The organism is Capnocytophaga sp. oral taxon 380 str. F0488 (assembly GCF_000318255.2).
Classification (GTDB): Bacteria; Bacteroidota; Bacteroidia; order Flavobacteriales; family Flavobacteriaceae; genus Capnocytophaga; species Capnocytophaga ochracea.
In genome coordinates this window covers 76,782-97,054 of record NZ_KB291210.1, presented here as the reverse complement: position 1 = coordinate 97,054, position 20,273 = coordinate 76,782, and the positions used below count along the sequence as shown (strand labels likewise).

The window sequence follows — 20,273 nt, the reverse complement described above, 5'->3', positions numbered from 1 at the left end:
AGATAGTTAAAAATGTTCCTTACAACCTTAGTTTGAAACTTTGCCAAAGTATGTGAAGCAACAAAAAAGCAATGTGCATTATTTTGCACATTGCTTTTGTTATATACTACCTCTTGTATCTTATTTGTAAAGATTGCGAAGTTCTTTGGCGGTATCCACCATTGCGTGAAGAGCTGCTTTGGTTTCTGGCCAGTGACGCGTTTTGAGTCCGCAGTCAGGGTTTACCCACAATTGCTCTTTTGGCACTACCGAAATGGCTTTCTTCATCAAGTTGGTCATTTCTTCTTGTGAAGGTACGCGTGGTGAGTGAATATCGTATACCCCAGGTCCTATTTCGTTAGGATATTTGAAGTCGCCAAATACATCGAGGAGTTCCATTTGTGAGCGTGAACACTCTATGGTAATCACATCGGCGTCCATATCAGCGATAGCTTCAATCATATCGTTGAACTCAGAATAGCACATATGGGTGTGGATTTGGGTTTCGTCTTTCACACCTGAAGCTGAAATGCGGAACGCTTTGATTGCCCAATCGAAGTAGGCTTTCCACTCGCTCTTGCGCAATGGCAATCCTTCACGGATAGCTGGTTCGTCAATTTGAATAACTTTGATGCCAGCTTTTTCGAGGTCTACTACTTCATCGCGGATTGCTAAAGCTATCTGCAAACAAGTTTCAGAACGAGGTTGGTCATCGCGTACAAACGACCATTGCAAGATAGTTACAGGTCCTGTAAGCATACCTTTCACTGGCAATTTGGTAAGCGATTGTGCGTATTTGCTCCAGCGTACAGTCATTGGTTCAGGGCGTGAAATATCACCAAAGATAATAGGTGGTTTTACGCAACGTGAGCCGTAACTTTGTACCCAACCGAATTTGGTAAAGGTATAACCTTTGAGCAATTCGCCAAAGTATTCCACCATATCGTTACGCTCAAATTCGCCGTGTACGAGTACATCGATATTGGTATCTTCTTGAAAACGGATAGACTCTTCAATTTCTTTTTCCAATAACTTGTCGTATTCGGCTTGAGTGAGTTCTCCTTTTTTGAAGCGAGCACGCCAGCTGCGTACCTCATCGGTTTGAGGGAATGACCCAATAGTAGTTGTAGGGAAAAGAGGTAAGTTTAACGCTTTGTGTTGTGCTACTTTACGCTCGTTGAACGGACTGTGGCGCACATCGTCTTTGGCTGTGATATTGTTCACGCGCTCTTTCACTTTGTTGTCGTGGATAAGCGGTGAAGTTTTACGTGTTTCAGCTGCTTTTTTGTTTTCTTCAAAAACGGCTTTTACCTCAGGAGTTATGTGACCTGTAGCAAGAGCTTGCAAAGTAGTTACTTCTTTTACTTTTTGTTTAGCAAAAGCTAACCATTGTTTGATTTCAGGGGTAAGCACTTTCTCGTTGTTTTCGAGTTCGAGGTTGCAAGGAGAGTGCAATAATGAGCAAGAAGTAGCTATCAATAGGCGATCAGCACCGATAGCTTCTTTAGCTTTCTCAATCAATGCTAATGAGTGTTCGAAGTTGTTTTTCCAAATATTGCGTCCGTCCACTACTCCAAGCGATAGTTTTTTATCAGCAGGAAGAGCTTTGAGTACTTTGTCAAGCTGAGCCGCTGCGCGCACTAAATCGATGTGCAATACATTGAAAGGCAATGACACAGCCAATTCGGTATTGTTATCGAGTGCGCCGAAGTAAGTAGTGAGGATAAATTCGGTAGTAGGGAATTTGCTTCTTAGTTCGGTATATACTTTTTTGTATACATCGGCAGCACCTTCAGGAAGGTCGAGAACTAAGTAAGGCTCGTCTATTTGAATAGTTTTAGCACCTGCATCTACTAAACTTTGTACGATTTGTACATACACGGGCAACAAACGTTCAGCCAAGTCTAAACGGTGGAAACCTTGTTCTTTTTCTTTACCGAGAAGCAAATAAGTTACCAAACCGATAAGCACTGGTTTAGTGTCAAAACCGTGTTTTTTAGCCAAGTTATATTCTTGCAAAGGTTTGTTTACAAGAATTTTGAAAGATTGGTCTTTGGTAAACTCGGGTACGATATAGTGATAGTTGGTATCAAACCATTTGGTCATCTCCATAGCGGTAATATCGATACCATTTTTTTGATAGCCACGTGCCAAAGCGTAATAACGTTCTAAATCACGCAAATGTTTAATTGGTGTAAAACGCTCTGGAATAGCACTTACTGTAAACGAAAAGTCAAGCATTTGGTCATAGAAAGAAAAGTCGTTAGAAGGGATCAAGTCTACCCCTGCTTCTCTTTGTAGTGTCCAGTTATGAACACGAATATTTTCAGCCACAGCAAGGAGTTCTTCTTCTGATATTTTACCAGCCCAGAACGACTCATTGGCTTTTTTAAGTTCTCGTTTTTCACCGATACGAGGATAACCTAATACGTTTGATTTCATATATTTTTATTGAAATTTTAATTGGGCGCAAAGATATGAAAAATAATATCGGTACACAAATTTTTAATAATAAAATTTGTGTACCGATATGAATTTAGAATATTTTCCTAAAAATAAACTTCAAAACAGAAAAGCTAAAAAAATTATCTGTTGTTTATTGTAATACTTCTTTTACTTTATCGGCGGCTTCTTGGAAGAGGATTGCTGAGGGAACGGCTAAGCCTGAATTGTCTAATATTTCTTTAGCAAGCTCGGCATTCGTACCCTGCAAGCGCACGATAATAGGCACTTTGATAGCGTCGCCCATATTTTGGTAGGCATCTACTACCCCTTGTGCTACACGGTCGCAACGCACAATACCACCAAAGATATTGATAAGGATAGCCTTTACATTAGGGTCTTTGAGGATAATACGGAAAGCAGCTTCTACGCGTTTGGCATCGGCGGTACCTCCTACATCAAGGAAGTTAGCAGGTGAACCACCCGCTTGTTTAATCAAGTCCATCGTAGCCATTGCCAAGCCTGCACCATTTACCATACAGCCCACGTTACCATCGAGAGCAACATAGTTGAGCCCAACGGCTTTAGCTTCTACTTCTACTGGGTTTTCCTCTCGTGTATCGCGATAAGCCGCATACTCAGGATGACGGAAAAGCGCATTGTCATCAAGAGTTACTTTGGCATCTACCGCCATTATCTTATTGTCAGAAGTTTTTAGAACAGGGTTGATTTCAAACAAGCTAGCATCAGAAGACACATAAGCATTGTAGAGTGCTGTTACGAACTTCACCATTTCTTTTTGAGCGTCACCAGTAACTCCTAAGTTGAAAGCAATCTGGCGAGCTTGGAAAGGCAAGAGCCCTACGGCAGGGTCGATTTCTTCGGTGAAGATAAGGTGCGGTGTTTTTTCGGCAACTGCCTCGATATCCATTCCGCCTTCGGTAGAATACATAATCATATTTTTACCTTTGGCACGGTTCAATAGTACCGACATATAGAACTCTTTGGGTTCGCTTTCTCCAGGGTAATATACATCTTCGGCGATGAACACTTGATGTACTTTTTTCCCTGAGGGTGGCGTTTGAGGGGTAACGAGTTGCATACCTATAATTTGAGAAGCTATGGGCTCTACTTGGTCTAAACCTTTAGCTAACTTAATGCCACCGCCTTTTCCACGCCCTCCGGCGTGTACTTGTGCTTTTACCACATACCACTGAGTATTAGTGGCCTCGGTGAGTTGTTGGGCTGCCTCTATGGCTTCGGTGGGGGTGTGAGCAACAATGCCACGTTGTACGCGCACCCCAAAACTCGAAAGGATTTCCTTTCCTTGATATTCGTGTAAGTTCATACGAGAATGATTTGGTAACTATTTGGCAAAGATACAAAACAATTTATTAATTAGCAATAAATAATGAACAATTTTTAGTGTTAACTTCTTATCTCTTACCTGAAAGTACCTCTTTCGGCACTCCTCCCTTGTGAAGCATAATGGCGGTTGTTTTAAACTCTACAAAGGCTTTAGTTACATATAAGTAGCCCTCATAGTCGTTGCGCAATCCCCAAGAGTTTTTCACGATGTAGTACTCACGTCCGTTTTGGTCTTTGGCAAGCCCTACGATGTGCATTGCGTGGTCATCAGTAGTTTGATAATTGTCAAAATCACGTTGACGCATCTCGGGGGTGATAGTTCTTTCGGCAGTGGGAGGATTAGAAAAAAGATACAAGGCTTCCTCATTACTCATCTCACTCACTTCTTTTTCAGGCACAAAAGCCACTCCGTTTTTCCAACTGAAATAACGCTCACTCACATCGGCTGCCCACGCTACAGTATAACCTTTTTTAAGAGCGTTGTCAATGGTTTTAGTGAGGTCTGTCATTGCAATATTGTAAGCATAATCAAAGCTCCAGTTATCGGGTACTGCCATAAATACGTTTTTGTAGAGAGGCTGATCGGCATACGATACCATTTCTATATAGTCGGCAGGATTGATACCTACGCGCTCTTTAGCAAAGCTCTGAGGAGTGTACTTTTTACCTTCGTACATAAAACTTTCGGGCACTGCACCTAAATAGGCATCGATGGTTGCTGTGAAAGCAGGTAGCCATTTAGGAGTGAGTTTTTTCTTCTTTTCACCATTTCTTATCATTCCTTTTAAAAAGCCTTGTAGGATAGCGTGCAGTTCACCAAAATCATTGCGAGTAGTACCATAGTGCAAGCCTGTATAAACATTTTGAGGTACAGCACCATATTTGGCGTACATATTGATTACATCGTGGAGTTCACCTCCTTGTCCGTAATCCAAATTGCCGTGCATACGCACATATTGTTTAGCTTTTTCGATATAGCAGTTGCGAGCAGTGTAGATTTCAGCAAGGTCAATAGGCTTTTTACCCATACGCTTCATCTCACTTTCTATAAACGAAGCCCCTGCATAGCTCCAGCAAGTTCCACTGCTACCTTGGTCTTTCACGTCGGTGCGTTCGAGGTTAATAATGATAGTAAACTGAAATCCAGCATTAGCCGATTGATTTCCTGCTACCGATCTGATTAGGTCGTCTTGTGCTGTTGCTACAAAAGAAGCACACAGCGCTACAAATAATGTAATGTTTTTCATAAAAAAAATACTTTATAATGAAGCGCAAAAGTATAAAACAATTGGCAAAATAGCAAATTTGGCATAGTTATCGCTATAAAAAAGTAAATGCTCAAACAATATGAAACATTTATACTTGTACATATTACTTTTATTAGGGGGATTAGCAGCTCAAGCTCAACCTTTTGAAACACGTAAAAAAGATGAGAAGGTAGTCATTCCATTAGAAAAATCACCTGAGATAGAGTACAAGGGGAGTCCCATCAATCTGCGGGTAGCTCCTAAAAAAGAGAATAATCCCTGGATGAAGATGTCTGAAAAGAGCATTGATTTTACGGGAAAGAGTAATTTGGTACAGCGTAAAATAGAGTTCAAACCTAATTATGAGGTACTCAACGACCATAAACGGGAAGATTATGAAGCCCCAAAAGGCGACCAATTCTTTGGCGACTTCACCAATAATGGAAAGTTTGTAAATGTATATTGTCGCGACTTCGCAGCTATTGATGGCGATCGAGTGAGTTTATATGTGAATGGAGTAGAAGAAGTTCGCGATATTTTTCTTCTTGGGGAGTTCAGAGGTTTTAAAGTAGAATTGAAACCAGGTTTCAACAAAGTAGAGTTTTTAGCACTCAACCAAGGCGAATCGGGTCCTAATACAGCCGAGTTTATGGTGCTGGACGACAAAGGCAACACCATTATACGCAACCGTTGGGATTTAGCAACAGGCTCGAAAGCACAACTCGTAATTGTAAAAGACCATTAAAGCGAAGAAAATTATTTTTATTTGTTACTTTTTTTAGCTCATATTTTTATAGGAGGATTCCTATAAAGATATGAGCTTTTTTGTAAAATCGTTTAAAGGGGTTTTTGAACAACAATTGCAATAGCGTCTAAGTTCTTTTGGTGTTTTCTAAACGTTTTCTTCATATTCATCACGCGTTTGCACAAATCGGGATGGGTAAAGAGATTGAAGAAGAATTTAAGCGTGCAGAATATCCCTTCATCTTGCCATACGCGCTTGTTTTCAAGTAAGAGCATTGCGTTGTGCTGTTCTTTCACCACCTTAAAACCTTGCTCTTCAAAAAGAGCTTTCCACTCACTGGGGGTCATTGGGCGTGCGTGTACACGTATATTGGCACTTAGTTCTTTAAAAACATCGTTTTTCACCTCGTCGCTCACATTGTCTGGCTGTAAGCCTAATTCGTGAATAGCATAATAACCTCCTGGTTTGAGTATCCTAAAAGCCTCCGCAATAATAGCTTTTTTGTGTTCAAGAGGTTGCATAGTGAGCATTGCCTCTCCATACACTTTATTAGCAAAAGCATCGGGAAGTGTAGAAGCTGCGGCATCAGCTACAATCACACGCGCATTTTCATAGTGAATATTCTTTTTAGCCAAAGCAGTGGCTGCTTCATTCATATCTACTCCCGTATAGCTGAAAGGCTTGTAAGAACAGGCTATATTAGCCGTGAATCCTAAGCCTGGGGCAAACTCTACAATATCATCTTTGGAGGTAATCTCTAAGTTTTTCACTAACCATTCGCTGAGTACTCTTCCTCCTGGGCGCAACACTTTCTTGCCGAGCTTGGCGAGAATCCAGTGCCCTTGTTTTTCATTTAATGATGTTTCTGTCTTCATCGTTTCAATGGTTTTTATAATTTAGGAGACAAAAGTACGAATTTATTTTGAATGTTTCAAAATAAATTAACAAATCTGCTAATTAAAAGAAAGTCGCGCTTGGGCAGTTACTTCTTGTGCTACAAAATTCCTTTCCAAAAACTTGTGATAACCTACGATGCCTATCATCGCTGCATTATCGGTACAATACTGAAATTTAGGTACAAAGGTTTGCCAACCGTACTGCTTTCCTAAAGCTGTGAGGGCATTGCGAATACCCGAATTAGCCGATACCCCTCCCCCAATAGCTACTTGCTTGATACCTGTTTCTTTTACAGCTTTTTTGAGTTTGCTCATCAGTATTTCCACAATAGTGTGTTGTACCGAGGCACAGATGTCGTCTAAATGTTCAGCTATGAAATTAGGATTTTCTTCAGTGTTTTTCTGTACAAAATAGAGAATACCTGTTTTAAGTCCCGAAAAACTGAAGTTGAGACCTGATATTTTAGGTTTGGAGAACGCAAAGGCTTTAGGATTGCCTTCTTGGGCGTATTTATCTATGAGAGGTCCCCCAGGGTAAGGAAGTCCTAATATTTTAGCGGTTTTGTCGAACGCCTCCCCTACTGCATCGTCAAGGGTTTCACCTAATACTTCCATATCAAAAAAGCTGTTTACCTTCACAATTTGGGTATGCCCCCCACTGATGGTCATTGCGAGAAAAGGAAATTCGGGTTTGGGCTGTCCTTCATCTATAAAATGTGCCAAAATATGTGCCTGCATATGGTTCACTTCAATGAGTGGAATATTCAGTCCCATTGCCATCGACTTAGCAAATGAAGTCCCCACGAGCAACGACCCCATTAAGCCTGGCCCTCTGGTAAAGGCAATAGCCGAGAGCTCTTCTTTGGTTATCCCTGCTTTTTTGAGTGCTTGAGCCACTACGGGCACTATGTTTTGCAAGTGAGCACGCGAAGCCAGTTCAGGCACTACCCCGCCGTATTGTTTATGCACCTCTTGATTTGCCACCTCATTAGAAAGCACTTTATCATTGCAAAGCACTGAAGCAGAAGTGTCATCGCAAGAAGATTCTATAGCTAATATATAGGTATTTTTCATTCTTTTTCAGTTTAAAGTGCAAAAGTAAGGATTATTTGCTAATTTAAAAAATTGTACTTGGTTGTAGAAGTGACATTAAAATAAAAACTGAAAATTATTTGCTTTATTCTTTTTTTATCTCTACATTTGTAGCCTTAAACAACAAATAAATAAAACACTATGAAAGTAACTTATTTAGGTCACGCTTGCGTGAATATAGACATCAATGGGACTCACTTTCTCGTAGACCCTTTTATTAGCCCAAACCCTTTGGCTTCACACATTGATATAAACTCTATCAAAGCGGATTACATTCTCATTACCCACGCCCACGGCGACCATATTGCCGATGTAGGAGTTATTGCCAAACGTACAGGCGCTCAACTGATTACCAATCCTGAAATTCTCGCTCATTACGAAAAATTAGGGCTTAGTGGTCACGCTATGAACCTCGGAGGCTCTCACCGCTTTGTAGATGGCAAGGTAAAAATAAAGATGATTAAGGCAGAACACTCATCTTCCTTCCCCGATGGCTCTTATGGAGGCAATCCTGCTGGTTTCTTGATTGATTACAACGATAATACTATCTACATTTCAGGAGATACCGCCTTGCATTACGATATGAAAATTATTCCTCACCAATACAAGGTGAATTTAGCTATTTTTCCTATCGGCAACAACTATACAATGGGCGTACGCGATGCTCTTACAGCGGCTCGTTTCGTAGAGGTAGGCAATGTGTTAGGTGTGCATTACGACACTTTCCCTGTAATTAAAATTGATAAAGAAGCGGCTAAACGCAAATTCAAAGACGACCACCGTCGCTTACACCTCTTAGAAATAGGTGCTACTCTTGATTTGGAAGATTTGAACATCAGCACGCTTTAAGAAATCTTATCACACGAACTTTGCCAAAGCCATAGAACTTTGGCAAAGTTTTTTTTCATACCTAAAATATCAAAATTTTGCTAATTTAGTAATCTACAAATTGGCTAATTGACAAATTATTCTTACTTTTGCGCCGTTTTTACAAAAGCAAAATATTTTAAACGGAAACAATGAAAAAACTTATCGCCTGCTTATTATCCAATCTTTTACTTTTTACCTCTTATCTCTTACCTCTTACCTTAGAAGCTCAGTCTTTCCAGGTCGCAATGCCTCTCAACACCAAACCTTTGCTCGCAGGTAATTTTGCTGAATTGCGTCCCAACCACTTTCACGGTGGCATCGACCTGAAAACCGAAAGTCGTGAAGGACTGCAGGTGTTTGCTGCCGAAGATGGCTATGTGTCTCGTATCAAAGTAAGTCCTTACAGTTATGGCAAAATGTTGTTTATTACTCACCCCAATGGTTATGTAACTACTTATGGGCATTTACAAAAGTACGCCCCTGAAATAGAAGCTTACGTAAAGCAAAAACAATACGAAAAGCAAAGCTATGATATCGATATACTTCTTCCCGAAAAACAATTTGTCGTAAAAAAAGGCGATTGGATAGCTCTCAGTGGTAATACAGGCGGAAGTAGAGGGCCACACTTGCATTTTGAGGTACGCGATATTCACAATAACGGTTGGAATCCTCTGCTTTTTGGTTTTCAAGAAATACAAGACACCACTCCTCCTGATGTATTGCTTGTATATGCTTATTCACTAAGTGATGATGCACAAATAGATAACACTCAGTTACCACGTCAGCTCAATAAAAATAAACAGATAGACGGCACTTACCTCACCGAGAAAGTTAATGCGATTGGCACTATAGGTTTTGGCATTTTGGGCTATGACCGTCAAGATGAAACAATGCACCGCAATGGTATTTACAAGGTGAGTTTACTTCTCAACGGAGAGACCCAGTTAGAAACTGTCTTTGATAAAGTGAACTATGACGAAACACGTTATCTTAATGCACTTATAGACTACGAACGATATGCACAACACAAAGGGTTTGTACAGCTTTTGTACAAATTGCCTAACAACAAACTCGAATCAGTATATCCTACCTTAAAACCTAATAAAGGTTATCTTACTATTGAAGAAGGTAAACAATACACCGTATCTATTATTGCAGAAGACTTTAAGGGGAATACCACTAAAATCAATATTCCTATTGAAGGCAAACGAGAGCCTTTAAAAACAGTTCGACCAGAACCTAAAGGCAATAAGCAAGTAATTGCTACTCGTGATAATTATTACGAAATGGAATACGGAAGTGTATACTTTCCCGAAGATACTTTTTATAAAGACTATTTGATGAATATTACTAGCACTAAGGATACTTTAACCGTAGGTAGTTCCTTCATTCCTGCTCAAAAGTTCTTTACTGTAACTATCAAAAGTGATACTTATGCCAATGAAGATACTTCTAAGGTATTTATAGCCCGTTCAAACGGGGGCTATGAACCAACGATCTATAAAGATGGTGTGTTTACAGCCAAATCGCGTAACTTAGGAAAGTTTTATTTACGTAAGGATACTATTCCCCCCACTCTTAAAGCAGTGAATTTTAGGAACGGAGGTATTGTGAAAGGCAATACTCTCAAGATTTTAGTAAGCGATAATCTTACGGGATTTGAATCTTGCTCTGCCACCCTAAATGGACAGTGGATTCTCTTTGAATATGAACCTAAAAACCGATGCCTCACCTTTCATTTCAGTGATATTGATACTACTCAAACCAATAGATACGAGCTTATTGTAAACGCGAAAGACAGAGTAGGTAACGTAGGAACTCTGAAAGCCAACTTCACAAAACTAACGACAAACAATTAACGACTAATAACTAATAGCTATATGAAACATATCATTTTTACAGAAAAAGCGCCAGCGCCCATTGGTCCTTACACACAAGCCGTAAAAGCTGGCAACACACTCTACGTATCAGGGCAAATACCGGTAAATCCTTCAACAGGAGAAGTAGTGAAAGGCATAGAAGCCGCTACCAAACAAGTAATGGAAAACCTCAAAGCTATCCTTACCGAAGCAGGAGCTACTTTTGAGAATGTAGTAAAAACCACTATTTTCTTAGCCGATATGGGGCAATTTGCGCAAGTAAATGGCTTATATGCACGCTATTTCAACGAGGCAACAGCACCTGCACGCGAAACCGTACAAGTAGCACAATTACCTAAATCCGTAGAAGTAGAGATTTCTTGCATTGCTGTATTGTAGTAATGCTGTGTAGAGAGAAAAAAGCTGTATAGCGAAACGCTATACAGCTTTTTTTATGGTATTATTTACAAGTTAAACCATTTCTGCTACTTTTATAACATCTAAGTGTTTAGTAGCATTTTTAATAGCACTATGTCTCTTCTCCATTATGGGCAGTAATATGAAATGTACATATACCTACTACCAAAAAAAGCTATAAAAACATTAAAAAACAGTTAGTTATAATAAAAAAGCCTGAAAAAGGCAGGAAAATGAAATGTACAAAAAACCGCTTTTAATTACCATTTAATTACCGAGTAATTGCCCAATAACTACCATTTAATTGGAAGTAACTACCATTGGTGGGTATATATACTCTTATAATTACCAAAACCCCAACAAATACGCCCATTTAGGGCGTTTTTTTATGTCCTTAAACTACCAATACACCGACTTCTAAACACCTTTAAAAGGTACCCACCCACCCAAGCCTAAAAATACCCTCTTTTTAGTATTAGGGGGACGCTTAGGGGGACAGTTAGGGGGACACTTTTTGGCTATTTTTAGGGTAGTGGAGTAGGTTATACCCTCTTTTTTGTGCAACCAATGGGCATTTTTATTGAGTAGAGGGGGGTGTATTGTAGTGCTTTTTACAGCTTATTTTTATATAAAATACTAATTATTAATGTTTTACTTTGAAAATATGTAAAAAGGGTATAGTTTCTCCTGTACTTTCTATGACTTTGCACCTCTAACAACTGCTTTTTTCTCTATATTAATATGGAGTATTAAACCTAATAGTTACTTTCACCAACGCTAAAGCCTTGATAGAGGCAAAGGGAATATCTTTATCGGCGTGATTGGGGTTCTCACTAACCAATTTTATATAGTTCTTTCCTTTTTTACTTTTATGTATATACTTAACAGCTAACACCTCTTCCCAATCTCCTAAATCATAGCCTAATACATACATTTCCCCAAATAGAAGGTAATCTAAATTAATTGGAGACTCCTTATAAAGAATAATGTCCCCAGACCTTAACAAAGGGAGCATACTATCACCTATAACACCAAATGCACCATCGCATCTCGGGGCGTTAGGTATCTTTATAGTATCAATAATATTAACCCTCTTGTCTCCTTTTAAAAAAGACGATAGCCCAGCCGTAGCATCTAAATCGTAGAAAGGTATTTCTTGTGTATCTATGATAGCATCACGGGTTTTACGGTTACCTTTAATAATAGTAACTTCTTGTGATTGATTTTCGTGCTCAGGTTTCAGCATTTCTCCTCTTCCTGTAAGCAACCACTCAGGACTTACATCGGGATATTTAGCAACTATTTTTGCCAAAATATCGGAGCTAAGGGCTTTTTCCTTTGCTTTTCCTTTAAAATTTCCGTATGTAATACCCAAATCATCAAAAAATTTTTCTCTTGCAATACCCTTATTCTCAGAGATATACAAGACTCTCTCTTTAATATTAGAAAAAATAGTTGCCATAAAATTTGCATATTAGAAAAAATAGTTGCTATCTTTGCGCCAGAATTGGAACAATAAGTAACAATGGACAAAAGTAAGAAAAAAAAGTATAACAAGTACAATGCAAGCGTAATAAATGCATTGATTGAGAAACACGGTTTCTCTGGGCGATACATTCGCCAGTGTGTAAGTGGCGAGCGTACAAGCCTCTCAGCCGACAAAATCAGAAAGGACTATCAAAGTATGATTGCCCCTTCTGAAAAGAAAGTAAAAGAATTTTTAAACGATTAAACAATGAATGACATCACAATCATCGAACAAAACGGCATTCAGTTAATAGATGCCCGCGAACTCCACAGAAGATTAAGAGTTCAATCCAAGTTTACAAACTGGTTCCCTCGTAGGGTTGAGGAATATAGATTTGACGAAGGTAAAGACTATTTTGCTGAAAATCAACTTTTGCCCAAAAATGGGCAAAAGGTATCCCACAGACCACGCACCGAGTATTTCCTTACAATAGATATGGCTAAGGAAATAGCAATGGTAGAACGAACTGAAGTAGGCAAGAAGATACGTAACTACTTCATTGAAATGGAAAAGATAGCCCAGCAGTCTATCATCAAAATGCCTCCCTCACTCAATGTTTACGGCAAGGAAGCTCTGCCCTATATAGAGTGGTTGCTATTACACCAATACTCGGTTACCAGTGGGCAGTATCATCGCCGTATCAAAAAGCACCCTGAGCACTTCTACCGCACTGCTGAAGGCAAGTGGTACATCAACAGAGAGTTTGCCGAAGCCCTTTTGCAACTGCGCAACGGCTATCAACAGCTTACCAAGGTCCAAGGACTGCCACAAGTAGTACAATTAGAGTTAAAACTTTTTGAAGCATAAAACTATGAAAGTAGGAGACAAAGTAAGAGAAATTCCAAATGAATCTGGCTGGATAATGAAAGAAGGAGTCGGTATAATCCTTAAAGTCTATAACGAAGGAGAAGACACTCGTGTAGATGTAGACTTCGGAGATGGAAGAATTTATATCTATTTTATAGAATGTTTGGAACCAATAAAAGAATAATGTAATGATACAAGTAAAAACACAAGTAGTGCTCATAGAGAACGAAGATAAAAAAGAGCATAAAGTAATAAAAACAGTTCGCTTCTTAGGGTTACTCATATTTAAGAAAGAAAGCCCTTTAGGAATGTAAAAAGGGGCATACTGCACTGTATGCCCCAAAGATAGAAACTTAGCAACTATCTTTTAGAGGAGAGTCTATTCATTAAAGACTCAAAAGACTCATTAGTATAGATTTCCTCCCCGTTAATGAGAGTAATCATACAAAAGTCGCTTCCTCTTCTTACGGTGATAATATGGTGAGTATTCACCACTAAAAATTCACCTTCCAGTGTGGTTGTAATTCTAATGAACATAATTACTAAAATTAAAATTAGACGCCACAAAGTTAGTAATTATTTCCCAAGGTTGGTACGACCAACGGCGAGAAAGTTCGTAGCGGTTCGCAACCGCCTTGGGAAGCATTTAAAAACCTTTTAAAACACATTTAAAATGACAACAAAAACCATTTACCTCCTCAATGAGGACTTCCTTATCATCGGCAAAGAGATACGCACTATTTTCTTAGGTATAGTAGTGAAAAGAGAAAAAATAGAGTACCGCAAACTCGTAAAGTACTATCCTACTATTAAGGAAGTAAGTCATCAAGAGCCTTCCGATGCTCCTCTATTTCCTCTAATTTCATTTGCAGGAAGTTCCGAACGGTCTCGTTCTCAAGAGAAGTGGGCATTAGAGCAAATAAACCGTGTACGTTCTGGGCAAAAAATTCTAAAAACAGTTTTCTAAAATAGATGGCATTCTCATCGCCCTCTATGGTTTTTAACCAATTCCAAAAGAATGTTTCAAAAGCCTCAAAACGTGCCCCTAATGCTATTGAATTAGCATAGGCAGTAGTTGAAATTTCGTTATTCATAATTCATTAATTTAAAAGCGCAAAGATACTAAAATGTACGCATTCCAAAATAACATATTATCTATCCCCGCACGCCTACTTTATAGCGATTGGAAGGTAGTTACTTATGAGTACTACAAAAAGCTATGTGCTCGTGGTAAGCTCCAAGTTACCCAAGCGGGCAAAGGACAAGGTAATGAAGCGTGGGTAGCCTTTGATAGCCTCCCCTTAGTGAAAGGTGTGAATACAAAAGAATTTTGCGTGCGTATGCTCGGCAAGCCAGAAGAGGCTCACATCGTTACCAATGTATTAGAAGAGTATATTGTACCCGACCCCGAAGCCATCAACTTCTTTGCCGAGCACCGCAAACCTAACGGCAAATCACTCCCCCTCCCACAGCAGAGGGAGAAAGCCACCTCCGCTATGATACTGGGTGCCATCGAAACCCTACTTAAAAGCCGTCCGCTCACTGCCAAAGCCTTTGGTAAGCGCAAAACCCAAATATGGCAAAATATCAGCGAAGCCGTGAATGCCCTAAACCCCGAAAAGTGGAGCTTTTCATTACCTAACAACCCACGAAGCCTACAGCGCAAATACAACCAATTCCTTACCGAGCGTTACGCTACCTTTATTCACAAGGGCGAGGGCTCCGACAATGCTAAAATAGTAACCCCTACAATGGAACGCCTCTTTATATCCATCTGCTGTATGCCTAATAAACCTTACATCAGTTCGGTATACGATATTTACAAGCAGTTTCTATACGGCGAAATAGAACTTTTCGACCGTGCTACAGGCGAACTCTTTAATGTAGACGATTTTTGCGATGAGAATGGTAACCTGTTAGAAGTCTCTGAAAGCACTGTAAAACTATGGCTTAGCAAAGCCGAAAATCAGCTTATCATAGCCAAAGCCCGCAATGGAGAGTACGATTTTAGCCACAAGTTGCGCCCTCACGTTCACCGCCACGCACCGCTCTACTCAATGAGTAAGATAACCCTTGATGACCGCGATATAATGCACACCAAACTACCCGACGGCACCAAAGTAATGGCATACTATGCTTATGATGTGATGAGCACCGCTCTTATAGGTATTGCTCACAGTAAGAAAAAAGACACCGAGCTTTTCTTAGACTGCTTCCGCTCAATGTTTCAGTTCACTACCTCCTACGGCTTGGGTACCCCAATGCAGATAGAAGTAGAACGACACCTAACGGGAGAGTTTGCCGACGGGCTACTGAAAGCCAACAACCTATTTCCGTTTGTGCGGTTCTGTAACCCTACCAACTCACAAGAGAAGTATGCCGAGACAATGATACGAGGTAAAAAATACGGCATTGAGAAAGATAGACACCAAAACGTAGGTCGCCACTATGCCCGCCGTGATAGCAACCGCACCACACAACAAAAGATATTCGACGAGTTCAACAACAATTATAAAGAAGCCAAAGCCTCTTATGATGATATTGTAGCAATGGAACTCCAAGAGCAAACCCTATACAACAACCAACCCCACCCCGACCAACAACGCTTCCCTGGGAAGACACGTTTAGAGGTATTTTTAGAGAACGTAAACCCTAATTTGCCACAACTCAACCGAGCCCTTTTAGCCCAATACATAGGCAAATGCACCACTACTACCATACGCCGTAGCCAATACGTAACCGTACAATACCAAAAATACCAACTACCCAACCCGCAAGTACTTACCTTATTAGCCCCCAACAACTACCAAGTAGAAGCCTATTACTTGCCTAATAAGGACGGTATTACCGAAGTGTATTTATACCAAAACGGAGCCTTTCTTTGCACTTGTAGCCCTGTGCCTACCTTTAACCGTGCTAATGCCGAATGGACAGAAAACGATGAGCAACAATATGCTGAAGCAATGAGTTACGTTACCCAGTTCGACCAAATGGTACGTGCCCAATCAGTGCAAAAGCTCAACCGCTTAGGAAGCCTCACCGCACCCATACCCACCGCTACCGAAGTAGATTACACACCAGTAGACTACACCGATACACCCGCACTCAACTATCAAGAGTACAGCAAAACAAAAGTAGAAACCATAAATAAAGCATTATTAGACTTATGATAACCACAGCCCTAAAAGAAAAAATCGTGCAAGCAATTGCCGAAAACCGACAAAACTACCGCTATGACACCCACCACGCCAAAAGTCTTGGCATCAATGGTGCACAGTACAACCGAGTAATGAAAGGCGAACGTGATGGCGTTCTCTCCGATGCCAAATGGATAAGCATCGCCCGCAAACTACAAGTGCAACTCCGCGACGAGGCTCCTTGGGTAACCGTAGAAACCGAAACCTTTCAGTACATCTACAGTCAGCTTACCGCCTGCCAAACACGTTCGCTTTCAGCTATCTTATGCGACCGCGCAGGTATAGGCAAAACACATACCGCCAAAGTGTATGTAAGCAAAAACAAAAATGCCGTCTATATCGACTGCTCTCAGGTAAAAACCAAACAAAAACTTATACGCAAAATCGCACAAGAGTTTGGCATTACCTATACAGGACGATATGCCGAAGTGTATGAAGATTTGGTTTACTACCTAAAACAGCTTGAAAACCCATTAGTAATATTAGATGAAGCTGGAGACCTCGAATATCACGCCTTTTTGGAACTCAAAAGCCTTTGGAATGCTACTGAGTACGCTTGCGGTTGGTATATGATGGGGGCAGACGGTTTGCAAGCTAAAATCGACCGTAATAAAGGTATCAAAAAAGTAGGCTATGCCGAAATATTTGACCGTTACGGCTCCAAGTACAGCCGTGTAAGTCCACCCTCCGATAAAGAAGCTATCGAAGCCTTCCTGCTCAGCCAAATAGCGCAAGTAAGCCAAGCCAATGGCTCTACTATCAGCCCCTCACAAATGTATGCTAATACCGCAGGAAGCCTCAGAAAAGTACGCACTGAAATTGAAAAGCAACGCCTACAACAACTCAATAATGGAAAATAACGAAAAAACAATCATACCTCGCGCCTACACCTATGAAGATTTAGCGCGGAAAAAGTATAAAACTATCGACCTATCGCCTCAATGGGCAGAGCACCTCGGTGAAGTAGAACGCAGTGGCACGCTACTCATCTATGGAGACTCAGGACACGGCAAAACCACTTACGCTCTACAACTAATGAAAGAGCTATGCCAAAAAGAAAAGGTGCTGTACAACTCATTAGAAGAGTATGGAAGTAAGTCGTTACTTGTGAATTTAGACCGCTATGGACTAAAACAATATCACAAACGATACACCCTACAAAAAGAAAACATTGATAAAATGATGTTACGACTGGACCGTCCACAACAACCTAAAATAGTATTTATTGACAGCATACAAGAGTGCTTCGATGGTAAACCCGCAAGACTATACAATAAACTTATCGAAGCATTTCCTAATACCCTCTTTATCGGTATATCACAAACCGATAGCAAAGGAAACCCAAAAGGAGCCGTTGCCAACAAATTCTACTGGCTTAGTCAAAACCGTATATTCGTCAAAGACTTTCGAGCCTACATAGAAAAGACACGAACTGGAGCCAATGAGTTAGAGCCCTATCTCATCTCATCCGAAAAAGCCCAAGAACGCGAATTTAAACTCTTAAAAACAAGCTAACACCTATGAATACAATAGCCCAGCAAATCACCTATCGCCACGCCCTTGCCAAGCAATTAGGGATCACCTATTTGCAGTACGAGAACCTCCGCTATGAGTTCTTTATAGACTGGTGCGATAACCTCTGCTATTTGGGAATGGGAGGTATCTTAAAACAACTCACTTGTAACGATAACCTCCTCAATTGGTACGATGATCAATGGTACAGCGAGGTGGAGAAAACCATCGAACGCCTCTACGGCAACGACATCACCCTATTCAATGCCGATGACGTTCTCCTGCTCATCACCATATACACTGAGAATATCCTGCAATACTACCCAAGTGTGTTACTCAAGAAAATAACTGCCTGTGCGACTCGCACCGAAGATAAACCGGACGAAATATGAGAATAGAACCTAACGAAATTAGCGATTACGACTACATCAACCGCAAGCTCAGAGAGCACGCACAAGAGCTACTCAATAAAGCCAAAAAACAAAAGCGTCCTGTGCGATACCTCCCGCAAGGTATTAGCGGTGATAGTGTAATTTGGTGGGCAGACCTCAAAAAATACGGCAAACTAATAAAACAGAATAACTAATGAAAAATAGATTTTTAGAATACACCGAAGCCCTTTCGCTCGACACTTTCCTACAAATACTCACCTTCGAGCAACGGCTACAAACCTGCCAATACCGCGCAGGTAAAACCGACAAAGTGCCTACTTTAGTGCAGAAGTTACAGGATTGGTGTGCTTACAATCAGTGGCAACCTCCTGCCTTTCGCTATGACGCTTTTACCCGAGAACTATTATGGGAAGACGACAACGCCGAATGGCAACCACTAAGCAAGCACCCGCTATATAAAGTAAAAGTAACAGGATATTAACAAATAACAATTATTAATTATGACAGTAGATTTAACACACCTCACAGCCGAAGAGCTCAAAGCAGAACTACAACGACGTGAAAAACAACAAAATGAAAACCGCGAGGCATACAAAGCCCTCGTCAATGAGGCAATTCCACAAATCATCGGCAAGCTACAAACCTATTCAGAACAGATGGCAGAAGTAAAGCTCCACACCTTTGAAGCCCTCAAAATCTTGTTAGACACCAAAAATGAAGTTTATGATGTTAAAGGAGACCAACAGAGCCACACTTTCACCGATGAGCACGGCAACACCATCACCTATGGTTTCCGCGTTATCGACAATTGGGATGACACTGTTAATGCTGGTATAGAGAAAGTAGGTCACTTTATCTCATCACTGGCTAAAGACGATGATAGTGCCCGACTTGTGAATGTCATCAACCGCCTATTAAAAAAGGATGCAAAAGGAAACCTAAAAGCCTCCAGAGTGTTAGAACTCACCCGTGTAGCCAAAGAGTTCAACAGCCCCGCCTTCACCGATGCTGTAACCATCATAGCCCAAGCCTATCGTCCACAGCGTTCGGCATTCTATATCGAAGCTAACACGATTGACGAGCAAGGCAAAAAGTGTAACATACCTTTATCACTCTCATCGGTAGACTTCCCCCCAGGCACCGACATTAAAAGCCTCTTCCCCGTACACGAGAAGTACGAAGAGAAAGCGTAACAACATCAGTCGTCAGATTAGTCGGACTGGTCTGGCGACTATTTTAAATAACCTTTAAACACTGTTTAAAATGAACCCCGATGCTTTAATAGTAGACAAAATTAGAGAGAGTTTGCAGAAAGATTTAATAGAAAAATACAAAGGCAAAACCCTCGCAGAGATAGCCAAAGAAAGTGGCTTTACTGTAACTCATACTTATACCAGTGAGTTTATAATATCAGATAAAAAACACAAAAACAATAATAGATGATGTATTTTATAACAAAAAGAACTAGCAAAACCGGCAAAAAGTTTCAGAAGCTCTCCGATAAATTTAACGTCTGCTTTGAGAACCAAAAAGCATTAGCCGATAAATATGGTTTTACATATTGGAGAGAAGCCCTTTGGAAAGTAGCGGGAGGCATATCTTCAGTGATATTCCCAGAAGACACTATTGTAGATACCAAAATATGGAAGGAAGTCAGAAATGGTGAATATATGCCCAAACTAAATATCAAACAAGGAAAGGCTATACAAGCCGACTTCAACAAAGCTGTCACTGTTAGCAAATCCGAACTCAACGCCTGCATAGGTTGGGACGAAGGCTTTAGCCAAAGCATAGGGTTTAATAGCTCTAACGACAAATACTTTGGCTTTATCATTGATGATGATTGGACAGATATTATCATTCCTAACGATTGCACCGAAATAACAGCAACTAAGTACCGAGAACTTTTTAAATAATAATGT

The 20,273-nt window shown here is 40.4% G+C and carries 25 protein-coding genes; 18 read left to right on the top strand and 7 right to left on the bottom strand.

All coding sequences use genetic code 11. The features are described 5' to 3' along the window. Nucleotides 1-120: 120 nt before the first annotated feature. The 3 genes from metE to HMPREF9078_RS07645 all read right to left on the bottom strand — a co-directional run bounded on the left by metE (nucleotide 121) and on the right by HMPREF9078_RS07645 (nucleotide 5,036). Complete coding sequence (gene metE, locus HMPREF9078_RS07655; RefSeq protein ID WP_009420131.1) at nucleotides 121-2,421, bottom strand: 5-methyltetrahydropteroyltriglutamate--homocysteine S-methyltransferase; 2,301 nt, start codon at nucleotides 2,419-2,421, stop codon at nucleotides 121-123. Between the two features lie 154 nt (nucleotides 2,422-2,575). Further along, on the bottom strand, nucleotides 2,576-3,769 hold the full coding sequence (sucC, locus tag HMPREF9078_RS07650) for an ADP-forming succinate--CoA ligase subunit beta (protein WP_009420130.1): 1,194 nt from the start codon (nucleotides 3,767-3,769) through the stop codon (nucleotides 2,576-2,578). Between the two features lie 88 nt (nucleotides 3,770-3,857). After that, on the bottom strand, nucleotides 3,858-5,036 hold the full coding sequence (locus HMPREF9078_RS07645) for an aminopeptidase C (protein ID WP_009420129.1): 1,179 nt from the start codon (nucleotides 5,034-5,036) through the stop codon (nucleotides 3,858-3,860). Nucleotides 5,037-5,136: 100 nt separating this feature from the next. Here HMPREF9078_RS07645 and HMPREF9078_RS07640 point away from each other — a divergent pair, with 100 nt between their 5' ends. Next, nucleotides 5,137-5,781, top strand: coding sequence for a hypothetical protein (locus tag HMPREF9078_RS07640; RefSeq protein ID WP_009420128.1), 645 nt, complete (start codon nucleotides 5,137-5,139; stop codon nucleotides 5,779-5,781). A 92-nt stretch (nucleotides 5,782-5,873) separates the two neighbouring features. On the opposite strand, the gene HMPREF9078_RS07635 is transcribed toward HMPREF9078_RS07640, so the two are convergent. Together HMPREF9078_RS07635 and tsaD are read right to left on the bottom strand one after the other, a co-directional pair. Continuing rightward, nucleotides 5,874-6,656 (bottom strand): class I SAM-dependent methyltransferase, encoded by a 783-nt coding sequence (locus HMPREF9078_RS07635; RefSeq protein ID WP_009420127.1) that lies wholly within the window; start codon nucleotides 6,654-6,656, stop codon nucleotides 5,874-5,876. Nucleotides 6,657-6,734: 78 nt separating this feature from the next. Next, nucleotides 6,735-7,751 (bottom strand): tRNA (adenosine(37)-N6)-threonylcarbamoyltransferase complex transferase subunit TsaD, encoded by a 1,017-nt coding sequence (gene tsaD, locus HMPREF9078_RS07630; RefSeq protein WP_009420126.1) that lies wholly within the window; start codon nucleotides 7,749-7,751, stop codon nucleotides 6,735-6,737. Nucleotides 7,752-7,910: 159 nt separating this feature from the next. Between tsaD and HMPREF9078_RS07625 the strand changes: the two genes are divergently transcribed. The 3 genes from HMPREF9078_RS07625 (at nucleotide 7,911) to HMPREF9078_RS07615 (ending at nucleotide 10,897) form a co-directional block, all read left to right on the top strand. Then, on the top strand, nucleotides 7,911-8,618 hold the full coding sequence (locus HMPREF9078_RS07625) for a metal-dependent hydrolase (protein ID WP_009420125.1): 708 nt from the start codon (nucleotides 7,911-7,913) through the stop codon (nucleotides 8,616-8,618). Nucleotides 8,619-8,788: 170 nt separating this feature from the next. Then, a complete protein-coding gene (locus tag HMPREF9078_RS07620) occupies nucleotides 8,789-10,498 on the top strand; it encodes a M23 family metallopeptidase (RefSeq protein WP_009420124.1) in 1,710 nt (569 codons plus the stop codon). 21 nt (nucleotides 10,499-10,519) lie between these two features. Beyond that, nucleotides 10,520-10,897, top strand: coding sequence for a RidA family protein (locus HMPREF9078_RS07615; RefSeq protein ID WP_009420123.1), 378 nt, complete (start codon nucleotides 10,520-10,522; stop codon nucleotides 10,895-10,897). A gap of 754 nt (nucleotides 10,898-11,651) precedes the next feature. Here HMPREF9078_RS07615 and HMPREF9078_RS07610 read toward each other — a convergent pair. Continuing rightward, nucleotides 11,652-12,377, bottom strand: a complete 726-nt coding sequence (locus tag HMPREF9078_RS07610) for a S24 family peptidase (RefSeq protein ID WP_009420121.1) — start codon at nucleotides 12,375-12,377, stop codon at nucleotides 11,652-11,654. 63 nt (nucleotides 12,378-12,440) lie between these two features. Here HMPREF9078_RS07610 and HMPREF9078_RS07605 point away from each other — a divergent pair, with 63 nt between their 5' ends. From HMPREF9078_RS07605 to HMPREF9078_RS12290, 4 genes are read left to right on the top strand one after another with little or no spacing between them, the layout of a single operon-like run. Continuing rightward, on the top strand, nucleotides 12,441-12,647 hold the full coding sequence (locus HMPREF9078_RS07605; RefSeq protein WP_009420120.1) for a hypothetical protein: 207 nt from the start codon (nucleotides 12,441-12,443) through the stop codon (nucleotides 12,645-12,647). A 3-nt stretch (nucleotides 12,648-12,650) separates the two neighbouring features. Continuing rightward, nucleotides 12,651-13,250: an antA/AntB antirepressor family protein gene (locus HMPREF9078_RS07600; RefSeq protein ID WP_009420119.1), complete on the top strand. Its 600-nt coding sequence runs from the start codon at nucleotides 12,651-12,653 to the stop codon at nucleotides 13,248-13,250. Between the two features lie 4 nt (nucleotides 13,251-13,254). Next, complete coding sequence (locus HMPREF9078_RS07595; RefSeq protein ID WP_009420118.1) at nucleotides 13,255-13,434, top strand: hypothetical protein; 180 nt, start codon at nucleotides 13,255-13,257, stop codon at nucleotides 13,432-13,434. A gap of 4 nt (nucleotides 13,435-13,438) precedes the next feature. Continuing rightward, nucleotides 13,439-13,564, top strand: a complete 126-nt coding sequence (locus tag HMPREF9078_RS12290) for a hypothetical protein (protein WP_009420117.1) — start codon at nucleotides 13,439-13,441, stop codon at nucleotides 13,562-13,564. Between the two features lie 46 nt (nucleotides 13,565-13,610). Here HMPREF9078_RS12290 and HMPREF9078_RS12340 read toward each other — a convergent pair whose 3' ends face one another. After that, nucleotides 13,611-13,787 carry a flagellar FlbD family protein gene (locus tag HMPREF9078_RS12340; RefSeq protein ID WP_083477090.1) on the bottom strand — a complete coding sequence of 59 codons (177 nt, stop codon included), beginning with the start codon at nucleotides 13,785-13,787 and terminating at the stop codon, nucleotides 13,611-13,613. Nucleotides 13,788-13,923: 136 nt separating this feature from the next. Here HMPREF9078_RS12340 and HMPREF9078_RS11915 point away from each other — a divergent pair, with 136 nt between their 5' ends. From HMPREF9078_RS11915 to HMPREF9078_RS07545, 10 genes are all read left to right on the top strand, one after another. After that, the gene (locus HMPREF9078_RS11915; protein WP_009420116.1) at nucleotides 13,924-14,217 is read left to right on the top strand and encodes a hypothetical protein; all 294 of its coding nucleotides are present in this window, start codon (nucleotides 13,924-13,926) and stop codon (nucleotides 14,215-14,217) included. Between the two features lie 160 nt (nucleotides 14,218-14,377). Beyond that, nucleotides 14,378-16,420 (top strand): hypothetical protein, encoded by a 2,043-nt coding sequence (locus HMPREF9078_RS07585; protein ID WP_009420115.1) that lies wholly within the window; start codon nucleotides 14,378-14,380, stop codon nucleotides 16,418-16,420. Further along, nucleotides 16,417-17,307 carry an ATP-binding protein gene (locus HMPREF9078_RS07580; RefSeq protein WP_009420114.1) on the top strand — a complete coding sequence of 297 codons (891 nt, stop codon included), beginning with the start codon at nucleotides 16,417-16,419 and terminating at the stop codon, nucleotides 17,305-17,307. The genes HMPREF9078_RS07585 and HMPREF9078_RS07580 overlap by 4 nt, the downstream gene beginning before the upstream one ends. Beyond that, nucleotides 17,297-17,962, top strand: coding sequence for an AAA family ATPase (locus tag HMPREF9078_RS07575; RefSeq protein ID WP_009420113.1), 666 nt, complete (start codon nucleotides 17,297-17,299; stop codon nucleotides 17,960-17,962). The genes HMPREF9078_RS07580 and HMPREF9078_RS07575 overlap by 11 nt, the downstream gene beginning before the upstream one ends. Before the next feature lie 5 nt (nucleotides 17,963-17,967). Then, nucleotides 17,968-18,351, top strand: coding sequence for a hypothetical protein (locus HMPREF9078_RS07570; RefSeq protein WP_009420112.1), 384 nt, complete (start codon nucleotides 17,968-17,970; stop codon nucleotides 18,349-18,351). Beyond that, nucleotides 18,348-18,545 carry a hypothetical protein gene (locus HMPREF9078_RS07565; protein ID WP_009420111.1) on the top strand — a complete coding sequence of 66 codons (198 nt, stop codon included), beginning with the start codon at nucleotides 18,348-18,350 and terminating at the stop codon, nucleotides 18,543-18,545. Before HMPREF9078_RS07570 ends, HMPREF9078_RS07565 begins: the two co-directional genes overlap by 4 nt. Then, nucleotides 18,545-18,832, top strand: a complete 288-nt coding sequence (locus HMPREF9078_RS07560) for a hypothetical protein (protein WP_009420110.1) — start codon at nucleotides 18,545-18,547, stop codon at nucleotides 18,830-18,832. Before HMPREF9078_RS07565 ends, HMPREF9078_RS07560 begins: the two co-directional genes overlap by 1 nt. Before the next feature lie 19 nt (nucleotides 18,833-18,851). Next, nucleotides 18,852-19,544 carry a DUF3164 family protein gene (locus tag HMPREF9078_RS07555; RefSeq protein ID WP_009420109.1) on the top strand — a complete coding sequence of 231 codons (693 nt, stop codon included), beginning with the start codon at nucleotides 18,852-18,854 and terminating at the stop codon, nucleotides 19,542-19,544. 70 nt (nucleotides 19,545-19,614) lie between these two features. Next, the gene (locus tag HMPREF9078_RS07550; RefSeq protein WP_009420108.1) at nucleotides 19,615-19,794 is read left to right on the top strand and encodes a hypothetical protein; all 180 of its coding nucleotides are present in this window, start codon (nucleotides 19,615-19,617) and stop codon (nucleotides 19,792-19,794) included. Beyond that, nucleotides 19,791-20,267, top strand: coding sequence for a hypothetical protein (locus tag HMPREF9078_RS07545; RefSeq protein WP_009420107.1), 477 nt, complete (start codon nucleotides 19,791-19,793; stop codon nucleotides 20,265-20,267). Before HMPREF9078_RS07550 ends, HMPREF9078_RS07545 begins: the two co-directional genes overlap by 4 nt. The last annotated feature ends 6 nt before the right edge of the window (nucleotides 20,268-20,273 follow it).